12 protein-coding genes and 1 pseudogene are annotated in these 18564 nt (G+C 40.7%); 3 read left to right on the top strand and 10 right to left on the bottom strand.

Annotated features, from left to right (window positions below; translation table 11 throughout):
* The first annotated feature begins 493 nt into the window (after window positions 1-493).
* Complete coding sequence (locus AAEZ18_RS16770) at window positions 494-1045, top strand: hypothetical protein (protein ID WP_350594967.1); 552 nt, start codon at window positions 494-496, stop codon at window positions 1043-1045.
* A 117-nt stretch (window positions 1046-1162) separates the two neighbouring features.
* On the opposite strand, the gene AAEZ18_RS16775 is transcribed toward AAEZ18_RS16770, so the two are convergent.
* The 5 genes from AAEZ18_RS16775 to AAEZ18_RS16795 form a co-directional block, all read right to left on the bottom strand.
* Window positions 1163-3418, bottom strand: coding sequence for an acyl-CoA dehydrogenase (locus AAEZ18_RS16775; RefSeq protein ID WP_011330002.1), 2256 nt, complete (start codon window positions 3416-3418; stop codon window positions 1163-1165).
* A gap of 302 nt (window positions 3419-3720) precedes the next feature.
* The gene (locus tag AAEZ18_RS16780; protein ID WP_350594969.1) at window positions 3721-4749 is read right to left on the bottom strand and encodes a zinc-binding dehydrogenase; all 1029 of its coding nucleotides are present in this window, start codon (window positions 4747-4749) and stop codon (window positions 3721-3723) included.
* 9 nt (window positions 4750-4758) lie between these two features.
* Window positions 4759-6171, bottom strand: coding sequence for a TolC family protein (locus tag AAEZ18_RS16785; protein WP_350594971.1), 1413 nt, complete (start codon window positions 6169-6171; stop codon window positions 4759-4761).
* The gene (locus tag AAEZ18_RS16790) at window positions 6164-9316 is read right to left on the bottom strand and encodes an efflux RND transporter permease subunit (protein WP_350594973.1); all 3153 of its coding nucleotides are present in this window, start codon (window positions 9314-9316) and stop codon (window positions 6164-6166) included. The genes AAEZ18_RS16785 and AAEZ18_RS16790 overlap by 8 nt, the downstream gene beginning before the upstream one ends.
* Window positions 9317-9325: 9 nt before the next feature.
* On the bottom strand, window positions 9326-10495 hold the full coding sequence (locus tag AAEZ18_RS16795) for an efflux RND transporter periplasmic adaptor subunit (protein WP_179807133.1): 1170 nt from the start codon (window positions 10493-10495) through the stop codon (window positions 9326-9328).
* A 118-nt stretch (window positions 10496-10613) separates the two neighbouring features.
* Between AAEZ18_RS16795 and AAEZ18_RS16800 the strand changes: the two genes are divergently transcribed.
* Entirely contained in the window at window positions 10614-11552 is a 939-nt protein-coding gene (locus tag AAEZ18_RS16800; RefSeq protein ID WP_011329997.1) for a LysR family transcriptional regulator, read from the top strand.
* A 3-nt stretch (window positions 11553-11555) separates the two neighbouring features.
* On the opposite strand, the pseudogene AAEZ18_RS16805 reads toward AAEZ18_RS16800, so the two are convergent.
* Together AAEZ18_RS16805 and AAEZ18_RS16810 are read right to left on the bottom strand one after the other, a co-directional pair.
* Window positions 11556-12179, bottom strand: a pseudogene (locus tag AAEZ18_RS16805) (GGDEF domain-containing protein); the annotation flags it as partial.
* On the bottom strand, window positions 12176-13039 hold the full coding sequence (locus AAEZ18_RS16810; RefSeq protein WP_179807134.1) for a DUF6279 family lipoprotein: 864 nt from the start codon (window positions 13037-13039) through the stop codon (window positions 12176-12178). The pseudogene AAEZ18_RS16805 and the gene AAEZ18_RS16810, both read right to left, overlap by 4 nt.
* A gap of 512 nt (window positions 13040-13551) precedes the next feature.
* Between AAEZ18_RS16810 and AAEZ18_RS16815 the strand changes: the two genes are divergently transcribed.
* Window positions 13552-14277: a tetratricopeptide repeat protein gene (locus tag AAEZ18_RS16815; protein WP_179807135.1), complete on the top strand. Its 726-nt coding sequence runs from the start codon at window positions 13552-13554 to the stop codon at window positions 14275-14277.
* Window positions 14278-14395: 118 nt separating this feature from the next.
* On the opposite strand, the gene AAEZ18_RS16820 is transcribed toward AAEZ18_RS16815, so the two are convergent.
* The 3 genes from AAEZ18_RS16820 to AAEZ18_RS16830 form a co-directional block, all read right to left on the bottom strand.
* A complete protein-coding gene (locus AAEZ18_RS16820) occupies window positions 14396-15817 on the bottom strand; it encodes a coniferyl aldehyde dehydrogenase (protein ID WP_350594977.1) in 1422 nt (473 codons plus the stop codon).
* A 178-nt stretch (window positions 15818-15995) separates the two neighbouring features.
* Window positions 15996-17471, bottom strand: a complete 1476-nt coding sequence (locus AAEZ18_RS16825; RefSeq protein ID WP_350594979.1) for an SLC13 family permease — start codon at window positions 17469-17471, stop codon at window positions 15996-15998.
* Window positions 17472-17482: 11 nt separating this feature from the next.
* Complete coding sequence (locus AAEZ18_RS16830; protein ID WP_192532308.1) at window positions 17483-18442, bottom strand: porin; 960 nt, start codon at window positions 18440-18442, stop codon at window positions 17483-17485.
* Between the last annotated feature and the right edge of the window lie 122 nt (window positions 18443-18564).

Here is an 18564-nt window from a genome sequence, read left to right on the forward strand (position 1 = left end):
CTCATGAATTATTTACGGGGCAATCAGAAGTTCTGGTGGCTGCATAATGATTGCACTTAATACTTGAATTCAAGAAGTGTTATTTAATAGTAAAAACTACTTAAGTGACAAAGAACAATTTTATTTATAAATTTATTTTCATTAACGTTAGCTATTACCTCTATTCATCTTTAAATCAAAAAACAGAAAACAATTAGCAGCATTGCTCAATACATGCTCACATACCGCTCACATACCGCTCACATACCGCTCACAATTAGTATGATAAGTATCCCAACCACACCACTATTGCAAATAACTCAATAAATACAATGACTTAATATTAGACACTTGCTTTTGTATGCGCTATTCTCTCGCCGATTTCATCTCTATAACATCATACATGCTGCTTACTTGGTGTAACGGGCTAAATTTTTTAGTCGTTAAAACCTGAATATGCTTTATGAGAATTATCTTTAAATCGTACTTTTAAAATATCAAAATAGGAAAAATAATGAAAAAAATATTCCAGGGAACTTTGCTGCTATCTTCTTTATTACTAGGCTCTTTTGTACAAGCGAATGAGCTAGAACCAGTACCTCAAAAACATTGGAGTATTGGAGCGGGTGCTTACGCGTTCACATTAGCCAATGACAATAGCTCAAGCGAAGATTTGGATTTTAGTGGTTTTAATATAGCTGCTGGTTATGCTGTTAATAATCACTTTCAAATTAGAACTACCTACTTCTCATTAGAAAATGACGATTTTTCAGCGATAGAAAGTGATGGATTCGACCTAATGGCTTACGGGGGTGTGGGTTTGTCTAAAAAAGGCTTTAGGGGCTATGGCGGTGCTGGTTTCTTTTCAGATAAGTGGAGTGCCTTGGGTGAAAATGAGACTATGTCAGGCTTTCAACTTGGTGGCGGCTTAGGCTACAACTGGGGCCCTGCGGCTTTAGATTTTGTTTTAACTCTACGCCAAGCTGATGAATATGAAGATTTTATGTACCGCACAGGCACCTACGTTGCTGTATCGGGTAACTTAACTATTTCTTATTTATTTTAAATAGCTCCTCATTAAGTTACAAAAAGCCCCTCAATTAACTTTCAGGGGCTTTTTTTAAACGTAAAAAGCGCCCAAACTACAGGCGCTTACATTGTTGAATTTATTTACACTGAGTGATTACTGGTTTACAACACTTTTAAGTGGGTTAACCGGTTGTGCGTTGTCGTCAAGTAAGTTCATATCAAAATCGAACTCATCTACACGAATCGCTTTTTCACGCTTAGTGTTGTAATCAATAAGCTGAGTATGTTCAGCCGCTGTAATTACATTAGCCGCAAGTGCGTTATCAAGTGTGATTGAAAAACGAATACCCGCTTTAATTGTTTTAGCACGCAGTGCTTTTTTAACTTTAGCCAACTCACCAAGCGATGCCATTTTAGCTTTGTACGCTTGCTCGTTAATGTAATGCCCATCACCTTTAACTGGCTTAACTAAATGCGTAATTTGCGCTTTAAAGGCCGTATCTAGCTGAGCTTGCTTAGCTAATTCACGAATTAAGTCGTCGCTAATTTTTGGCATTTTAGTTGAGTAGTTCATGGTAATAAAACGCATGAACTTACGCGTACCACTTGCAGGGAAGTTATCTAAAAACTTGTGCAGCGCTTCTTCAGCACTTTGTAGTGCAAAGCGAGTGGCATAATGAAAATACGGTGCTGCTTGCTCACGTTCACTGCTTGATACTTTTTGCTCGTAGTATTTAATTGACGCCATTGCCGCGTATAAAAAGCTCATTACATCACCTAAACGTGCCGACAACATTTCTGCTTGCTTAAGCTTACCGCCAAGTACAAGTAGCGAGAAATCTGCATATACAGCTAATTTAGCTGACAGTTTATGTGCTGCTTTTTCGTATTCACGTACTTCTGGTAACGTTGAACTTGCACCTGCTGTAAATGGTAATACACCCAAGCGGAACGCACGTAAGCTGTTTGCTACGCTGTAACTTACTGTTTTACGTAAAATACGGTTAAATTCTTTATCTGCATTTTTATCTTCGCTATGAATTGATTCAACCATAGATTGTAAGTATGGATGACAACGCATTACACCTTGACCAAAGATCATCAGGTTACGAGTAAGAATATTCGCGCCTTCTACCGTAATAGCAATTGGCTGTGCTACATAACCGCTTGCTAGCGTGTTTTGTGGACCATTTTGAATTGCTTTACCCGCTTGAATATCCATTGCAGAGTCGAGTACATCACGGCCCAACTCGGTCATGTGGTATTTAGCAATTGCAGTTACTACCGATGGTTTTAAGCCCATGCCTAAGCCTTCAGTTGTAAGCACTCGCATTGCTTCTTGTAGGTATGTTTTACCTGCAATATCGGCAAGCTTTTCTTGAATACCTTCAAACTGGCCTATTGCTAAACCAAATTGCTCGCGCACAGCAGCGTACTCAGACGCTGATTTAAATGCAACTTGCGCCGTACTTACACCCAGTGCTGGTAATGAAATACCACGCCCTGCGCCTAAACAACTAACTAGCATTTGCCAACCGCGACCAATGTTTTTCTGGCCACCAATGATAAAGTCCATAGGTACAAATACTTTGTTACCACGCGTAGTACCGTTATAAAAACGAATATTCATAGGATCATGGCGATTACCTAACTCTACACCCGGGTGCTCTTTAGGAATAAGCGCACAGGTAATACCTAGGTTTTCTTTACCGCCAAGCAAACCATCAGGGTCAACAACTTTAAATGCTAAGCCCAATACAGTCGCAATAGGCGCCAGTGTAATGTAACGCTTGTCCCACGTAATTTCTAAACCTAGTACTTCTTCGCCGTTGTACATGCCTTTAGTAACTGTACCTAAATCTGGAATGCCACCTGCATCAGAACCCGCTTCTGGGCTAGTTAATGCAAAACATGGAATGTCTGTACCATTTGCTAAACGTGGTAGGTAGTGTGCTTGTTGCTCTTGCGTACCAAAATGCAGTAATAGCTCACCTGGGCCTAACGAGTTAGGTACCATTACTGTTACAGCTACTGCAGAGCTTTTAGTGGCAATAGTGGCTACAATTGTTGAGTTAGCGTATGGGCTGAACTCTAAACCGCCAAACGATTTAGGAATGATCAGCGAGAAGAAACGCTCTTTCTTTAAAAAGTCTAAAATGTAATCCGGTAAATGAATGCCATTTTGAATTTCGGTGTCATCAATCATACCCAACAAGTCTTGCAGTGGGCCATCAATAAAGGCTTTTTCGTCTGCGCTTAATACTGCAGCTGGCACGGCACGTAGTGCACTAAAGTCAGGTTTACCTTGATAGATAGACCCTTCTAACCATACATCGCCGGCGTCTAGCGCTTCTTGTTCAGTAATTGAAATACTTGGTAATACTTTTTTTAATTTTGTACGTAAACTCATGATTGAACTCATCCGACCAGATAATAATAACTACATTACGTCATAAAAATTCGATTAGATCAATTACTCTATGCAAATAATTAACAGTTTTTTCAATTTATTTTCTTTACGTGAACGCAAACTGTTTAAACACAAGGGCTTACGGCTATACGCTGAAAAACATTATTTTTCTTTATCTGGCTAATTAAACAACAAAACTTAGCTAAATCACGCCTTAAAGATAAAGCGACTTTAACGGGCATAAAAAAACGCAGCATAATTATATGCTGCGTTAATTAGTATCCGCTCAATTATAAAATTAACTAAGTGCTTATTTTAACCACTTGTTTGCCGGTAAAACCGCCGTCTAATTGTTTATGCAGTGCTGCTGATACTGCTTGTGCGTTAAAGTCGACAGCTGTAATTTTGGGTGTTTTAATGTCACCACTCAAAGCACCTTCTATTAATAAGTTACCCATAAAACTTAAACGTTGCTGGGCACATAAACTATTTGCCAACCAAGCACCTCCTAAGGATACAACACCAATATTGGGTGCTCGACGATACATTAGCTCTTGTTCAAAATGTGGCAATGGGTTTAAACAAGCAATTCGCCCACAAAAACGCATTAGTTCTATATTGCGTATTGTAGAGGCGCCACCAACGGTGTCTATTACCGCATCAAAGCCTTGTGGGCCAAGCTCTCGGCGAATTTTTTCGCATAAGTCTTTATCGTGGTAAGCAAATACCACATCAGCGCCTAATTGTTTTACCAATTTATGATTACGCTTAGCTGCTGTGGTAAATACGTCGGCACCGCGCTGCTTTGCAAACTGAATGGCAAACTGCCCTACAGCCCCTGCGCCACCGTCAATTAATACGGTATCGCCCTCGGTAATATTAATTTTATCTAGGCTTATAAGTGCAGCCATACCGGCACAAGGTAAAGTAGCCGCCATATCGCCTGCAAGCTCAGCAGGAACAACCGATACAGCATAGTTAGCTACTTTAGTATATTCACTCAACGCCCCTTGATCGCCAATACTGGCATGCCACATTACACGCGTGCCAACACCCGGAAAAACACCTTTACCAGCCTTTACCACTACGCCAACGGCATCAAGCCCTAAAATATGTGGATATTGCCACTTACAAAAACCCGATTTAGCAAACAAGCCATCAACTGGGTTTAAGCCAACATATTCAACTTTAATAAGTAGCTCGTTGTCTGCACACTCAGGAACAGTGTGCTCAACATCGGCTAAACAAATTTTTTCATTAGGCTCAGGCAATACAATTGCTCGCATAGTCTGCGGTAGCGTGTATTGCGGTGAAATATCAGTATCAGACATCAAAAAACTCTACTGGTTAGTATTATTTAACGCATAACTCCATCGCCCGTTAAATGATTGGTAAGCATTTACTTTAGCGAGCAGTGATGAAATCGTTGAATCAACGGCATTTTCTTGAGCTATTAGAACATCCCGACGCGCATCTAACAACTCTAAGTAAGGAATTTGCCCTTCTTCGTACATTGCTTGCGCTTGTAAAAATGCATTATTAGCAAACTGATAACGCTGCTCAGCAAAGCTCTTTTGCTGAGCTTGGTTGACCAATAATTGCAAAGAAAGTTCACTTTCGCTCAGCGCTTGGAGTATCACTTGTTGATAATCGCTATAAGCCGCTTGAGTTAAAAGTTGCTGTGCATCGCGCTGCGCTATGAGTGACGGGTAGCTCAGTATTGACCACTGAATTTGCGGAGCCACCTGCCACTGCTGCTGCGTATTACTAAAACTATTACTACCAATACTAAGCACGCCTGCAAAACCACTTAAGCTTATATCTGGTAATAACGCTTTACTTGCAGCAACACTTAAACTATTTGCTTGGCTAAATGCATAAAGTGCTTGGCTAATATCGGGCCTAAGTGCGATAGATTCATTAGCATCATTTAACGATACGGTAAATTTATGCTCTAAAATGGCTTGCTCATTAGTGAGTTTAACATTTTGTGCTAGCCGCCCGCTAAGCACAGCCAGTGTAGATAAATCACGATACTTAGCGTATTCAATTGCCGGCATTAGTGCTTGTTGTTGCTTAAGTTGTGCCATAGTACGGTTTAAATCAAGCTCGTTTGCTACGCCTTCATCAACCTGGGCTTGAAGTACCGCAATACTTTGCTCTAGTGCGTCTATTTGCAACGTAACAATGTGCTGCTTTTGTACATTACCTTGATAGCTCACAAAGCCTTTAACAACCGACGAAACCACTTCAATTTGCAATAAACGCACTTGCTCGGCTTGGCTCATGGCCGATGCATTCGCTGCATCAACCAATGCCGTAATACGACCAAATAAATCGAGCTGCAAATTAAGTGCTAAATTAGCACTCGATTGACGACTGTTAGTATCGCCTAAACCACTGCGCTGCGCGCCAATTTCTACCCCGCCTTGCGGTAAATACTGCGCTTGTTGCTCGCCTAAGCGCGCCAAGGCGCTTTTAAGTACTAACTGACTGGTTTGTAAGTTGTGGTTATTGGCTAATGCGTCTGTAACCAACTGATTTAACTGAGCTGATTCTAGCTTTTGCCACCAGTTTGTCTCATCAATATTATTAAGCTCGCTGGCTATATTGGCACTAGCTATAAACTCACTAACCACGTTTTGCTCGCTGGCAGCGTCAATTTTAGCGGCGCAACCCGATAACATAGCAGCAATTAATATAGCGCTTGTGGTAAGCGACGTTTTAAGGTTTTTTTGCACTAATTTAATCATGTGATACCTGCTGTGCTTTTTGCTTTTTATTGGCTACTAACATATAAAATACCGGGGTAAATAATAAGCCGAACACGGTTACTCCTATCATGCCTGCAAATACAGCATTACCCATAGCGTGGCGCATTTCGGCTCCCGCACCCGTTGCTAATACTAATGGTACAACGCCAGCGGTAAAGGCTATTGAGGTCATTAATATGGGGCGTAAGCGCATCCGACATGCCGCTAACATGGCATCTAAATGTGATAAACCGGTTTCGTGTTGATCTTTGGCAAACTCCACCATAAGTATCGCGTTTTTAGAGGCCAAAGCCACCAGCACAATTAATGCAATTTGCGTAAATATGTTGTTGTCTGAGCCCACAAACCACACGCCAATTAGCGCCGAAAATATGGTCATAGGTACAATCATTATAATTGCCAATGGCAAACGTAGGCTTTCGTATTGTGCAGCCAGCACCATAAATACCAGTAGTACCACTAACGGAAATACATACACCATAGTATTACCCGCAAGCACTTGCTGATAGGTTACTTCGGTCCACTCGTATTCAATACCTGAAGGTAGCGTATCGGCAAGTACTTTTTCAATCGCAACTTGTGCTTGATCTGAGCTATAACCTGGCGCTGGGCTGCCGTTAAGCTCTGCACTTGGGTAGCCGTTGTAATGCATTACTCTGTCTGGGCCTATGGTAGGAGTTACCGTTAACACCGAGCCTAATGGCACCATATTACCCGCACGATTACGTACTTTTAAATGCAATATTTGTTCTGGATCAACGCGATAATCGGCGTCAGCTTGCGCATTTACTTGGTAAGTACGGCCAAATAAATTGAAGTCGTTTACATACACTGAGCCTAAATATATCTGTAACGCATTAAACACTTCATCCAGCGGTATGCCTTGAATAAGCGCTTGTTCACGGTCTATATCTATATCCATTTGTGGGACTTGAATACGAAAACTTGAGTACAGGCCAACTAATGCAGGGTCTTGTTGCGCTTTGGCTATTACCGCCTGTAGGCTATTAAATAATGCTTCAAAGCCTTTGTTTGCTCTATCTTCAATTTGTAATTTAAAGCCACCTGTGGTGCCTAAACCTTGAATAGGCGGCGGCGGAAATACCGCTACAAATGCTTCGTCAATTGCTGCAAAGCGCTGATTAAGTTGCGCTGCAATTGCCATGGCAGATAGGCTAGGATCAGTCCGCTCACTAAAAGGAGCTAAGGGCGTAAATACAATACCGCTGTTAGGGCTGTTGGTAAAACCGTTAACCGATAACCCCGGAAAGGCAACCGTATGGGCAACGCCAGGCACTTCTAGCGCTATTTGTTGCATTTGTTTAATAACCGCTTCGGTACGATCTAGGCTCGCAGCATCAGGGAGCTGTGCAATCGCCACTAAATACTGTTTATCTTGCTGAGGAATAAAGCCACCGGGTACAGAGTCAAATAACTTAATAGTACCGCCCACTAAAGCAACGTAAGCAACCATGACCACCACGCTCATGCGGATCAGCTTTTGTACCAGTTTTTCGTAGCCTTTAGCGCCACGATTAAACACGCGATTAAAGGGTGCAAATAACCAACGACCAAATAGTTTATTTAACAACCACGTAAAAGCGTCTGGCTTTGCGTCATGGGGTTTTAATAATAATGCAGCGAGTGCTGGGGATAAAGTCAGCGAGTTAAAAGCTGAAATAATAGTAGAAATAGTAATGGTTAAGGCAAATTGCTTATAAAACTGCCCAGACAACCCGGTAATAAACGCTGTAGGAATAAATACCGCACTAAGTACCAAGGCAATTGCAATAATAGGGCCGGTTACTTCACTCATGGCAACGCGGGTTGCTTCAAGTGGCGACAGACCTTTTTCAATATTACGCTCAACGTTTTCTACCACTACTATGGCATCATCTACCACAATACCTATGGCCAATACTAAACCAAACAGCGACAAGGTATTAATAGACACTCCCAGCAACTGCATCACTGCAAAAGTACCAATGAGTGAAACAGGCACCGCAATCAATGGAATTATAGATGCACGCCATGTTTGTAAAAATACAATCACCACAATAACAACCAATGCGATTGCTTCTAGCAAGGTAGTAATTACCGCATCGATAGAGCCGCGTACAAATACTGTAGGGTCGTACACTATGTCGTATTCAACACCGGTAGGAAAGTCTTTCGCTAAACGCGCCATGGTTTCGCGTACTTGATCAGAGAGCTCAATTGCATTAGAACCCGGGCGTTGGAATATTGGCATAGCCAGTGCTGGTTGATTATCAAGCTCAGCGCGCAGTGCATAAGTGTCTTGCCCTAAATCTACACGAGCTATATCTGATAAACGGGTTAACTGCCCTTGCTCACCTACTTTAATAATAACTTGTTCAAATTCTTCAATACTGTTTAAACGACCTTTAACATTTAACAATATTTGAAACTGGCTGTCGTTCGAAATTGGCTGAGCGCCTAAGCTACCCGCAGCAACCTGCTGGTTTTGTGAGCGCAGTGCACTTACTACATCCGATGCGGTTAACTCGCGCGATGCTAAAGCATCGGGATTAAGCCACACACGCATAGAATATTTACCGCCACCAAACAGGCGAATATCACCTACGCCCGATAAGCGTGCAATTTCATCTTTAATATTTAAATCGGCATAATTTGATAAATACGCCGTATCGTGGGTGTTTTCAGGAGAATATAAATGCACCACCATGGTTAAGTCGGGCGATGACTTTTCGGCTACCACGCCTAAGCGCTGTACTTCTTGTGGTAAACGCGGCAATGCGCTATTTACTCGGTTTTGTACTTGTACTTGTGCTCGGTCTAAATCGGTGCCAAGCGCAAACGTCACCGTTAAGGTCATACGACCATCACTAGTGGCTTGTGAAAACATATACAACATGTTTTCGGTGCCATTAATTTCTTGCTCTAATGGCGTTGCTACCGTTTGTGCAATAACGGTTGGGTTTGCCCCCGGGTAACTGGCTGTTACCACTACGGTAGGTGGAACAACTTCTGGGTATTCACTTACTGGCAGTTGAAATAATGAAATTCCCCCTGCTATTAAAATGATTAACGACAACATCGCCGCAAATATTGGGCGCTGGATAAAAAAGTGCGAAAACTTCATCAATAAACCTTATTGTTTAGCGACTAACTGGTTGTTGCTATTACCTAAAGTAAATGCAATTCCACTGGTATCAATAGTGACGGTATTAGGAGAAATTGGCATACCAGGTCCGACGCGAGCGGGGCCATTTACAGCAATCACATCACCCTCTGTAAGGCCTGCAGTAATCGCGCGTAATGAGCCATAACGCTCTCCAACGGTTACTAATTTATATTGCAGAACATTGTTTTCGCCGACCGTAAGTACAAAGCGATTTTTTAAATCTGTACCTATTGCTCTATCTGGCACTATCACTGTTTCAGTAATTGCATTAGCGGCTAACTTAATACGCGCAAACGAGCCTGCACGTAACTGCCCGCTATTATCTGCAAACACTGCTCGCACGCGTAAAGTACCCGTAGCGGCGTTAATTTGGTTGTCAATAAAGTTGATGTAACCTGAATAAGCAAAATCATCTTGACCTACCTTTTGCATTACCACAGGTTGGCGGCTTGCTGCACTAACATCATTAAACGATGAATTCCAAGTGCGCTCGTCTATATCAAAATAAGCGTACATTTTTTCATTTGAAACAATCGACGTTAATACGCTTTGCCCCGCTAAAATATTATTACCTTTAGTAATATTAGCGCGCGAAATAATGCCATCTATAGGCGATACAACTGAGGTAAATTCTAAATCAAGCTGCGCCGATGTTAACTGTGCTTGTAGCGCCACTAGTTGCGCTTCGCGTTGGCGCAGTGTTGAAGTACGTGCTTGTGCTTGCTCAGTTGAAATAGCTTTACGCTGCGTTAAGCGTACCGCACGGGTTGCTTCACTGCTTGCTTGTTCAAGCGCTGCTTTTGCACTGTTAACTTGCGCCTCAAGGCTGGCAACCTTGGCTGTAAATGAACGGTTATCTAATTGAAATAACACGTCGCCCTTATTTACCAAGTCACCTTCGTTAAACTCGATGCTGTCGATAACACCCGATACTCGTGGCATTAAAGCAACTTCTTGAGGCGATTCTAAGCGAGTTGTGTAGGTGTGCCAGCTTTGTACCGGTTTAACAATAACCTTGGCAACATCTATTGGCTGATGTTGCGCTGTTGGAGCCGACTGAGCCGTGCTTTCATCGGCACAACTTGTAAGTGTTAAGGATGCTGTAGCCAGTGCTACAGCAATTAAATGTTTGTTCATTACGACGCTCCTTTATAATTAGCGTTGCATGGTACGGAACAATCGTGCTGACAAAAATAATAGATTTCTAAATTCATTAATGCCAAAATGGCATCAATAAACTATTTTAGGTAATATTATGGATACAACTAGTCGACTTTTAATGTTACTTGAAGTGGTTGAACAAGGCTCTTTTGCCAAAGCAGCTGAAATACGTAATATTGACCGCTCCGTTATATCAAAACAAATTAGCCGTTTAGAAGATGAGCTTGGCGTGAGGTTGTTAAACAGAACAACACGTTCTTTTTCGCTTACTGCAGCGGGCGCCGAAATGATAAAAAAAGCAGCCGACCTTAGAGAGCTGCTAGGTGAAACCCTGCGCATGGCCGAAAACTATCACCAAGAGCCGCGTGGATTATTAAAAATAACAGCGTCAACCATTATTGGTCGCCGTTATTTACAACCTGTTATTAATGATTTTCAAAAACGCTTTCCACAAGTAGAAGTAGAATTACGTTTAGATGACCGCTTGGTCGATATAGTATCTGAAGGGTTTGATTTAGCATTTAGAATTGGCGAGCCAAAAGATTCATCGCTCATTGCGCGTAAAATTGCCCGTAATCGTTTATTAATATTAGCAACACCTGAATTTGTAAAAACCTATGGCATGCCTAAAACTATGAGCGATCTGGCTCAATTACCGGCGGCAAGCTATAAAAGCAATGCATTTAGAGTGGATGCAATAAATTACTATAACGATAAAGGTGAGGCTTGCGAGCAAAAAATAAGGAGTGTGTTTCGGGCTAACGACGCTGAAGTATTGCTAATGAAAACACTCTCTGGCACCAGTTACTTTTTGGCGCCTGCATTTTTACTCGATAACGAAGTTATTGATGGCGAGTTAGTGCCATTACTTACCAATATAAAAATAATGGACCACAGTGCTATGTATGCGTTATATCCACATCGCGACTTACCGGTCAGAACGCGACTATTTTTTGATGCTGTGCGCGAGTATTTAGGCAAAGATAAACCGATTTGGGAAAACAGTATCCCAAATTTTGATCACATGTATTAATCGCTATATAAGCGTTGTTTTGTCACTTTTAACCGCTGGATAATAAACGCTATTGCGCCCTAAATCTTTGGCTTTATAAAGCTGTTTATCGGCTGCTTTAAGCAATTCATTGAGTGATTGTTGGGGTTTATAATTTGCAACGCCAATACTTGCTGTTAGGTTTATTTTATAGTTATCAACGTTTATGTATTTATTTTCCAGTGCAGCTCTTACTTTTTCGGCAACAGCAAGCTCTGCATGCTCACTATTAAACGAGCTTATAAGTGCAAACTCCTCGCCCCCGACCCTAAAAACATAACCTTTAGCAAAAGTGACCTTTAATAGCGTGGCTACTTCTATCAATACTTTATCGCCCACATCGTGGCCGTATTTATCATTTATTTGCTTAAAATAATCTAAATCAACTAAAAACAAGTAAAGCTGGGCACGCTTACGTAACTCAACCGAAAAATAATGATTCATTGCCAAACGATTACCCGCTCCGGTCAGAGGGTCAAGCATGGCAAGGTTTTTAAGTCTTTTTGAAAACGATGCGCGGCTACTTTCAAATGTATGTGAAATAGCCCAAATAACAATATAAGCAAATAATATATTTATAAATAAATTCAGTGAAGTAAAAGGAGCTAATCAGCAATAAGATCGTCCACCGTTTCTATCAACTCAGCAAAGTGCTTATTTACGTGGCGGCGTTGTTTATCCGATAAAGTACTATTTAAACTAACAAGCAAATTTACATGAGCCATTAAATTAGCTTGGTTTTTGGCCGCTAATTCTTCACTAATAAAATATTCACGATCGGTAATTATAATGCTCATTTGCTGCTCAAACTGTTCAACATTACGCAACTCATAATTAAAAGCCTGTTGCAGTGCGTTTAACCTATTTTGCTTATAACGCTGCCAAAGCACAAAGGTATTAATATACTGCTCGTTAGCTACTGTTATGAGCTGTGTTTGCTGCTTAGTTAATTTCCCTAACCAATCTTTATAATAACTAAGCTGCTCTTTTAGGCGCTCTTCGCTAAGTTGTTGCGTCGTTTGCTCTTGATACTGTTTTAACTCGTCAGCTAAGTTAGCTTGTATGTTAGTTACAAGCTCTTGTTGTTGCTTGGTACTGAGCGTTTTAGCCAATTCTATTAAAGGCGCTTTAACCTGTACTAATAAATTGTTCCAATGCAATTTAGCTACAGTAACCTGCTGTGTTAAATCGCTGATATTAAACTCACTATTAAATGTTTTTTGTAACTTGATAAGATCTTGCTTGTACTTAGGCAGCTCTACCTGACGATGCCAATTACGGGTTTGTTTAATTATAATTTTAAGTTGTTTTGCTTGGCTACTGTTTAGGTCTATGTAGTCATCTACCCAAAATGATGATAGCCAAGGTAAATTGTTATAAGCAAAAGAAGTAGAGCAGCTAGCTAAAAGTAAAAAGCTGATGACTACCATTGCATGTATTATTTTTTTTGTATTTATTTTAATTAACATAACTCTCCTGCGCACACACAAATTTGATAATAGTTTTTATTTGCATTTGACTTCAACTTAAATCTAACTGATAATCACTCGCATAAGTTAAATGTACCGACCTCAGTGCCCAAGGATGAATTTTCAGCACGGATGCTGTTATTTTATTTAAGCACGTAATACTTATGTAGCTCAGGTTTTAATAAACAAAGTTTAGCTTACATCTTCATTTTTCATATTAGTGACGGTTGATATGACCCAAAAGCCCGAAAGGGCTTTTTTTACTGCTTTAAATTTTTTGTAATATCTGTATCTTACACTGCTAAAACAACTCTGCTCGGCTTTAAGCTATAATAAGCGTACTTTGCATTTGCTAATGCGGTGCTTAATACTAAAGCCAGCGTAATGCATAACAAGCAATAAACTTTGCACTTAATTTTTAAACGTTGCATTACCTCATTTAGCGCAAAATTTTAAATAGAATAATGTTTAAATAGTACACATTGCAACTATCACTTATTGGAGACATTCTTATGTCACAGTTTAATTTAAAAACCTTACTCCTAGCTGGCATTTTACTTAGTAGCCCTTTCGCTCATGCTGGGTTAGAGGAAGGGATCAAAGCCGCTAATGAAGGCGAATTTGCACAAGCACTAAAAGAGTTTAATTACCTAGCAGATAAAGGATTTGCCCCTGGTATTTATGAGCTGGGTAAATTATATGAAGGTGGGTATGGTGTAACGCGTGACTACCGTAAAGCTGCTCAACTTTATCAACAAGGGGTAGCAAAAAATCACCCCGATTCTATGTTTGCTTTAGCCGTTTTATACAATGAAGGCAACGGGGTAAAACTCGACAAACAAATGGCAATAAAGTTATTTGAACAAGCGGCAAACAAAAACCTACCCGCTGCACAATTTAACCTAGGCGTTATGTATGCCAATGGTGATGGCGTAAGCGTAGATTATGAACTTGCTAAAACGTGGTATGAAAAAGCTGCAGCCAATAATTATACTTTGGCGCAATTTAATTTAGCTTTAATGTACTTTGAAGGCTTAGGCATGCCTAAGAATTTAGAAAAGTCATATATTTGGAACACCATTGCCGAGTATAACGGCAATATGCAAGCAAGCCATAGTCGCAAGCTCGACGAGCAAAAAATGCTGCCTAAAGAAGTTGAAGAAGCAAAAGAAAAAGCCGACGCTATTTATACCAGAATTTTAGCCGGCACTTACGCTGGTGAAGGGCGGTTGTTTTAATAAACTGCTTTAAACGCTGTTTTAATTAATTGCTCTAAAACAGCGTTTAAATAACAAGGCTAAGCTCGCTAATACTAACTAATGCAGTAAGATGAGTTTAGCCTTTTTGTTATATTCACTACTTTTTAATATAAAGCCACTTTAATAACTTAATTAGTACTTTGCTTTGTTTAAGTAGCATGCCGATACGTGGATTGAATGATCCAGAAACCAGCGTGTTTTTAGCATGGCTAAAGGTTAAAAACCCTTCATTAGCATGATAATGCCCCATTCCAGAATGCCCCACTCCACCAAACGGCGCATCATCGGCAGTTACTTGCACTAAGGTGTCGTTAACCGCAACAGTACCACTTAGTGTTTGCTTTATAATATATTCTTGAATTTGTTTATTTTGCCCTAAAATATACAAGGCTAATGGGTGATGATGATGCTTTATATAACTTATTGCGTGCTCTAAGTTGGTGTAACTCATTACAGGTAATATTGGGCCAAATAGCTCATCTTTCATTAATTGCATTTCATCGGTTACTTGGGTGGCAATATGTAGCCCCATTCGATGTTTATCTGGGTCTTGCTGGTTATCTTCAAGAGGTTTAATTATGGTTGCGCCTAGCTGCTGTGCTTGTTCTAAATAACCAGATAAGCGTGCATAGTGAGCGTCGCTTACAATAGAGGTTAAATTTTTACCTTCTACCCCTTGTTTGTAGTGTTTCTTATATAATTCACACAAGTGTTGCACCAACTGATGCTCAAGCTCTTTGGGTACAAATACATAATCGGGGGCAACACAAATTTGCCCAGCATTGGCCATTTTACCAAAGAGTATTGCTTGCGCCGCTTTTTTAATATCTGCTTTTTCAGTAATAATAACAGGCGATTTACCGCCAAGCTCTAAGGTAACTGGCGTTAAATTAGCACTTGCAGCGCCCATTACTAACTTACCTACCGCAATTGAGCCTGTAAAAAACAGGTGTGCAAATGGCAGCGATGAAAACTCACTAGCAACATCACTCCCCCCTTGTATTATTTTACAATGCTGCTCTAGTTCACCACTAAATAGCTTTTCAAGCACTTGATTGGTGTGGGGGGTAAACTCACTGAGCTTCAACATTGTACGATTACCCGCTGCCAATGCGGTAATAACAGGCACAATGGCAAGCTGTATTGGGTAATTCCAAGGCGCTATAATGCCAACCACGCCTTTAGGCTGGTATGTTACGCTCACCTTTGAAGGCCATAAGCTTAAACCTACTGAGCGTTTGCTTGGTTTAGACCACTTTGGTAGTTTTTTTATGGTGTGCGCTAAGGCTTGCATAGTGGGTAATATATCGCCTAGCAAGGTATCAAATGCGGTGCGATAACCAAAGTCTTTTGACACTGCATCTATCAGCTCTTGCTCAAACTCTACAACACGACTGCGCAATTGCTTTAACACTGTGATGCGTTTATTAATCGACAAGTAAGGAGTTTTTATAAAGTACTGTTGTAACTCATCAAATTGTGTAGTTAACGAAGGTGTTTGCGGTGCGTCGATAGTCAAAATAGATTACTCAAATTTTAAAGTTATTTGAGACTATAACCTTGTTCTGTAATACGAGCAATAAAGAGTAATTTTGCATAGTATTGAACTATATACAAAACTACTCTGGTTTTGGTTGGAACTAAGTGGTAACTATTGCAGCTATTGGCTGTTGTTTAGCAGCCAATAGCTGCGTAATTTAAAAGCCAAATACTTGCGCTGCAATTGTCATTGTTACTAAGGTAATTAAAACAATAGCTACAATATTAAGCACAAAGCCTGCGCGTATCATGTCGCGCATTTGTATTTGCCCTGAGCCAAACACAATTGCGTTTGGTGGGGTGGCTACTGGCATCATAAACGCACAACTACAAGCAATCGCCGCCGGAATAACCCACACAAGTGGTGAGCCTGCAATGGATTCTGCAACGGGGCCAAGTAAGGGTAAAAAACCAGCCGCGGTGGCTGTGTTACTGGTGATTTCGGTTAAAAATGTAATTAGTGCAACGACCACTAAAATACTCATAACGAGAGGAATAGCACTCGCGCCTTGAATCATTTGTGCAATATATTGCGCCAAGCCCGATGACTTTATTTGCGAGGCAAGTGTTAAGCCACCACCAAACAATAATAATACGCCCCATGGCACTCTAGCAGCACTTTCCCAATCTAAAATACGCTCGTCAGTGCCTTTATTTGCAGGCAATACAAATAATAATAACGCCGCTGCAATCGCAATAGTGGTGTCAGAAATACTCAAACCACTAAACTCGCCTAGCAAAGGTCTAAATATCCAACACGCGGCAGCAAGCACAAATACAAATAGCACGCCTTTTTCGGCGCGTTGCATTTCACCAAGTGCTTTTAATTGTTCAGTAAATACAGCTTTGGTGTCTATTTTTTGATTGTTTTTAATACCTGCGTCTACTTTATAAGCAAACTTTGTAAGCCAAATCCAACTAATAAACAGCATACTTACCGCCAGTGGCACACCGACTAGCATCCACTGTGCAAAGCCAATTTCTATTTGGTAGCTATCGGACAAGTAAGCTGCCATTAATGCATTAGGCGGAGTACCGATCAATGTTGCAATACCACCAATACTGGCACCATAAGCAATAGAGAGTAGTAAAGCTTTACCAAACCCTTCATTGCTAGGATCTGACTGTTTTACTAAATGTGTAATAGACAAAGCTATTGGTAGCATCATCACTGCAGTGGCTGTATTTGACATCCACATAGATAAAAAGGCCGTAACCAGCATCATAGCTAATATTTGTAAGCTAGGCTTAGTGCCTGCATACAACATGGTGCTCAGTGCTATGCGTTTATGTAACCCCCAGCGCTCCATTGCGATAGAAATTAAAAACCCACCTAAAAATAAAAATATTAATGGATGAGCATAAGGCGCGGCTACACTTTTCATACCTGCTATACCAGCCAGTGGCGATATAAGAAGTGGCAATAAAGCAGTCGCCGGAATAGGCACTACTTCGCTTACCCACCACGACGCCATCCAAAATGCTAACCCAGCAGTTTTAAACGCTGCACTGGACATGCCCGTAGGAGGATCGAGTAAACAGGTCAATAGCATTATGCTTGGCCCAAGTAGCAGTAATAACCATTGCTTAAATTGGTTTTTAGGCGCGTTATTTTGCAAAATTTGTTGTGTCATTTATCTAAACCTTAAAATTTGTACCTAAGACCAAGCGCTAAGCTGCTATCGGCGTTTTCTTCTAAGTCTAAGTCTGTATATAAAAGATAAGCCGTGGTTTGTTTATCAAATACATAGTCTAAACCTGTACTCCACTGAGTGGCTTCTGACTCTTGACGCAGTGCTGAGTCATCTTTTGCAAACTGTAATTTAGGAACCCATTTATCTAATGTATAGCTTGCACTTAGTACATAGCCATTGCCTGATTTAGTGCCATCTATTGACTCTGAGTGTTGATACAAAGCACCTAGCTGTAACTGCTCAAACTTATAAACACCTGCAATCCGACTCGCTTTAATATTATTAAGTGAGTCAACATGGCTTAAAGAAATATAATATGGCGTATTGTTTAAATTACGATCACCGTAAATAAGTGTAGCGGCAAAACCCGCTTGGTTATCTTTATTATCGTCTTTGGGGGCATAAGTAAATGAAAACTGAGCATTATGCCAATAGTTTGAAGTGTAAGTGATGGTATCGCCAAGGCGGTCTTGCCCAGCAATAACTTGTGCTATATCGGCTTGTGTTTCGTTAAAATTATCCAGCTTACCTTCTGAGTATTTAAAGCGGGTATCGTTTCTACCGACAACTATTTCACCAAATGCACCTTTTAAACCTAAATAGGTATTACGCGCTGCAAACGGCTCGTTAGTATCGTCATGTTCAAAGCCCTTTACTTGTACTTCGTATTTAAATACTGCGCTAACGTACTCGTTAAGTGTGTGTTGTCCTTTGATCCCTATGCGTGAAAATGGCGCGTCTATTTGTGTGCCTTCATCGGCGTAGCGCATAACGCCTGTATCGGTTTTAGCTATTTGTACTTCTGCTTTACCATACACAGAATATTCAGCAGCTAATACCATATTAGGTAAGGCAGTTATGCTACACAATAAAGTAAGCGCAGAGCGTTTAACGTGTGTGTTGTTTATCATCATGTGTCCTAAAAATTAGAATCTACTTATTGTTGTACACCCATTAAGCCTAAATTCGGATAATAAGTGCAATTTCTCAGATTAGATGGCCAGCTGTTATAATTCGGCCATTTTCTCGCCAA

The organism is Pseudoalteromonas sp. 19-MNA-CIBAN-0066 (assembly GCF_040308705.1).
Taxonomy (GTDB): Bacteria; Pseudomonadota; Gammaproteobacteria; order Enterobacterales; family Alteromonadaceae; genus Pseudoalteromonas; species Pseudoalteromonas nigrifaciens.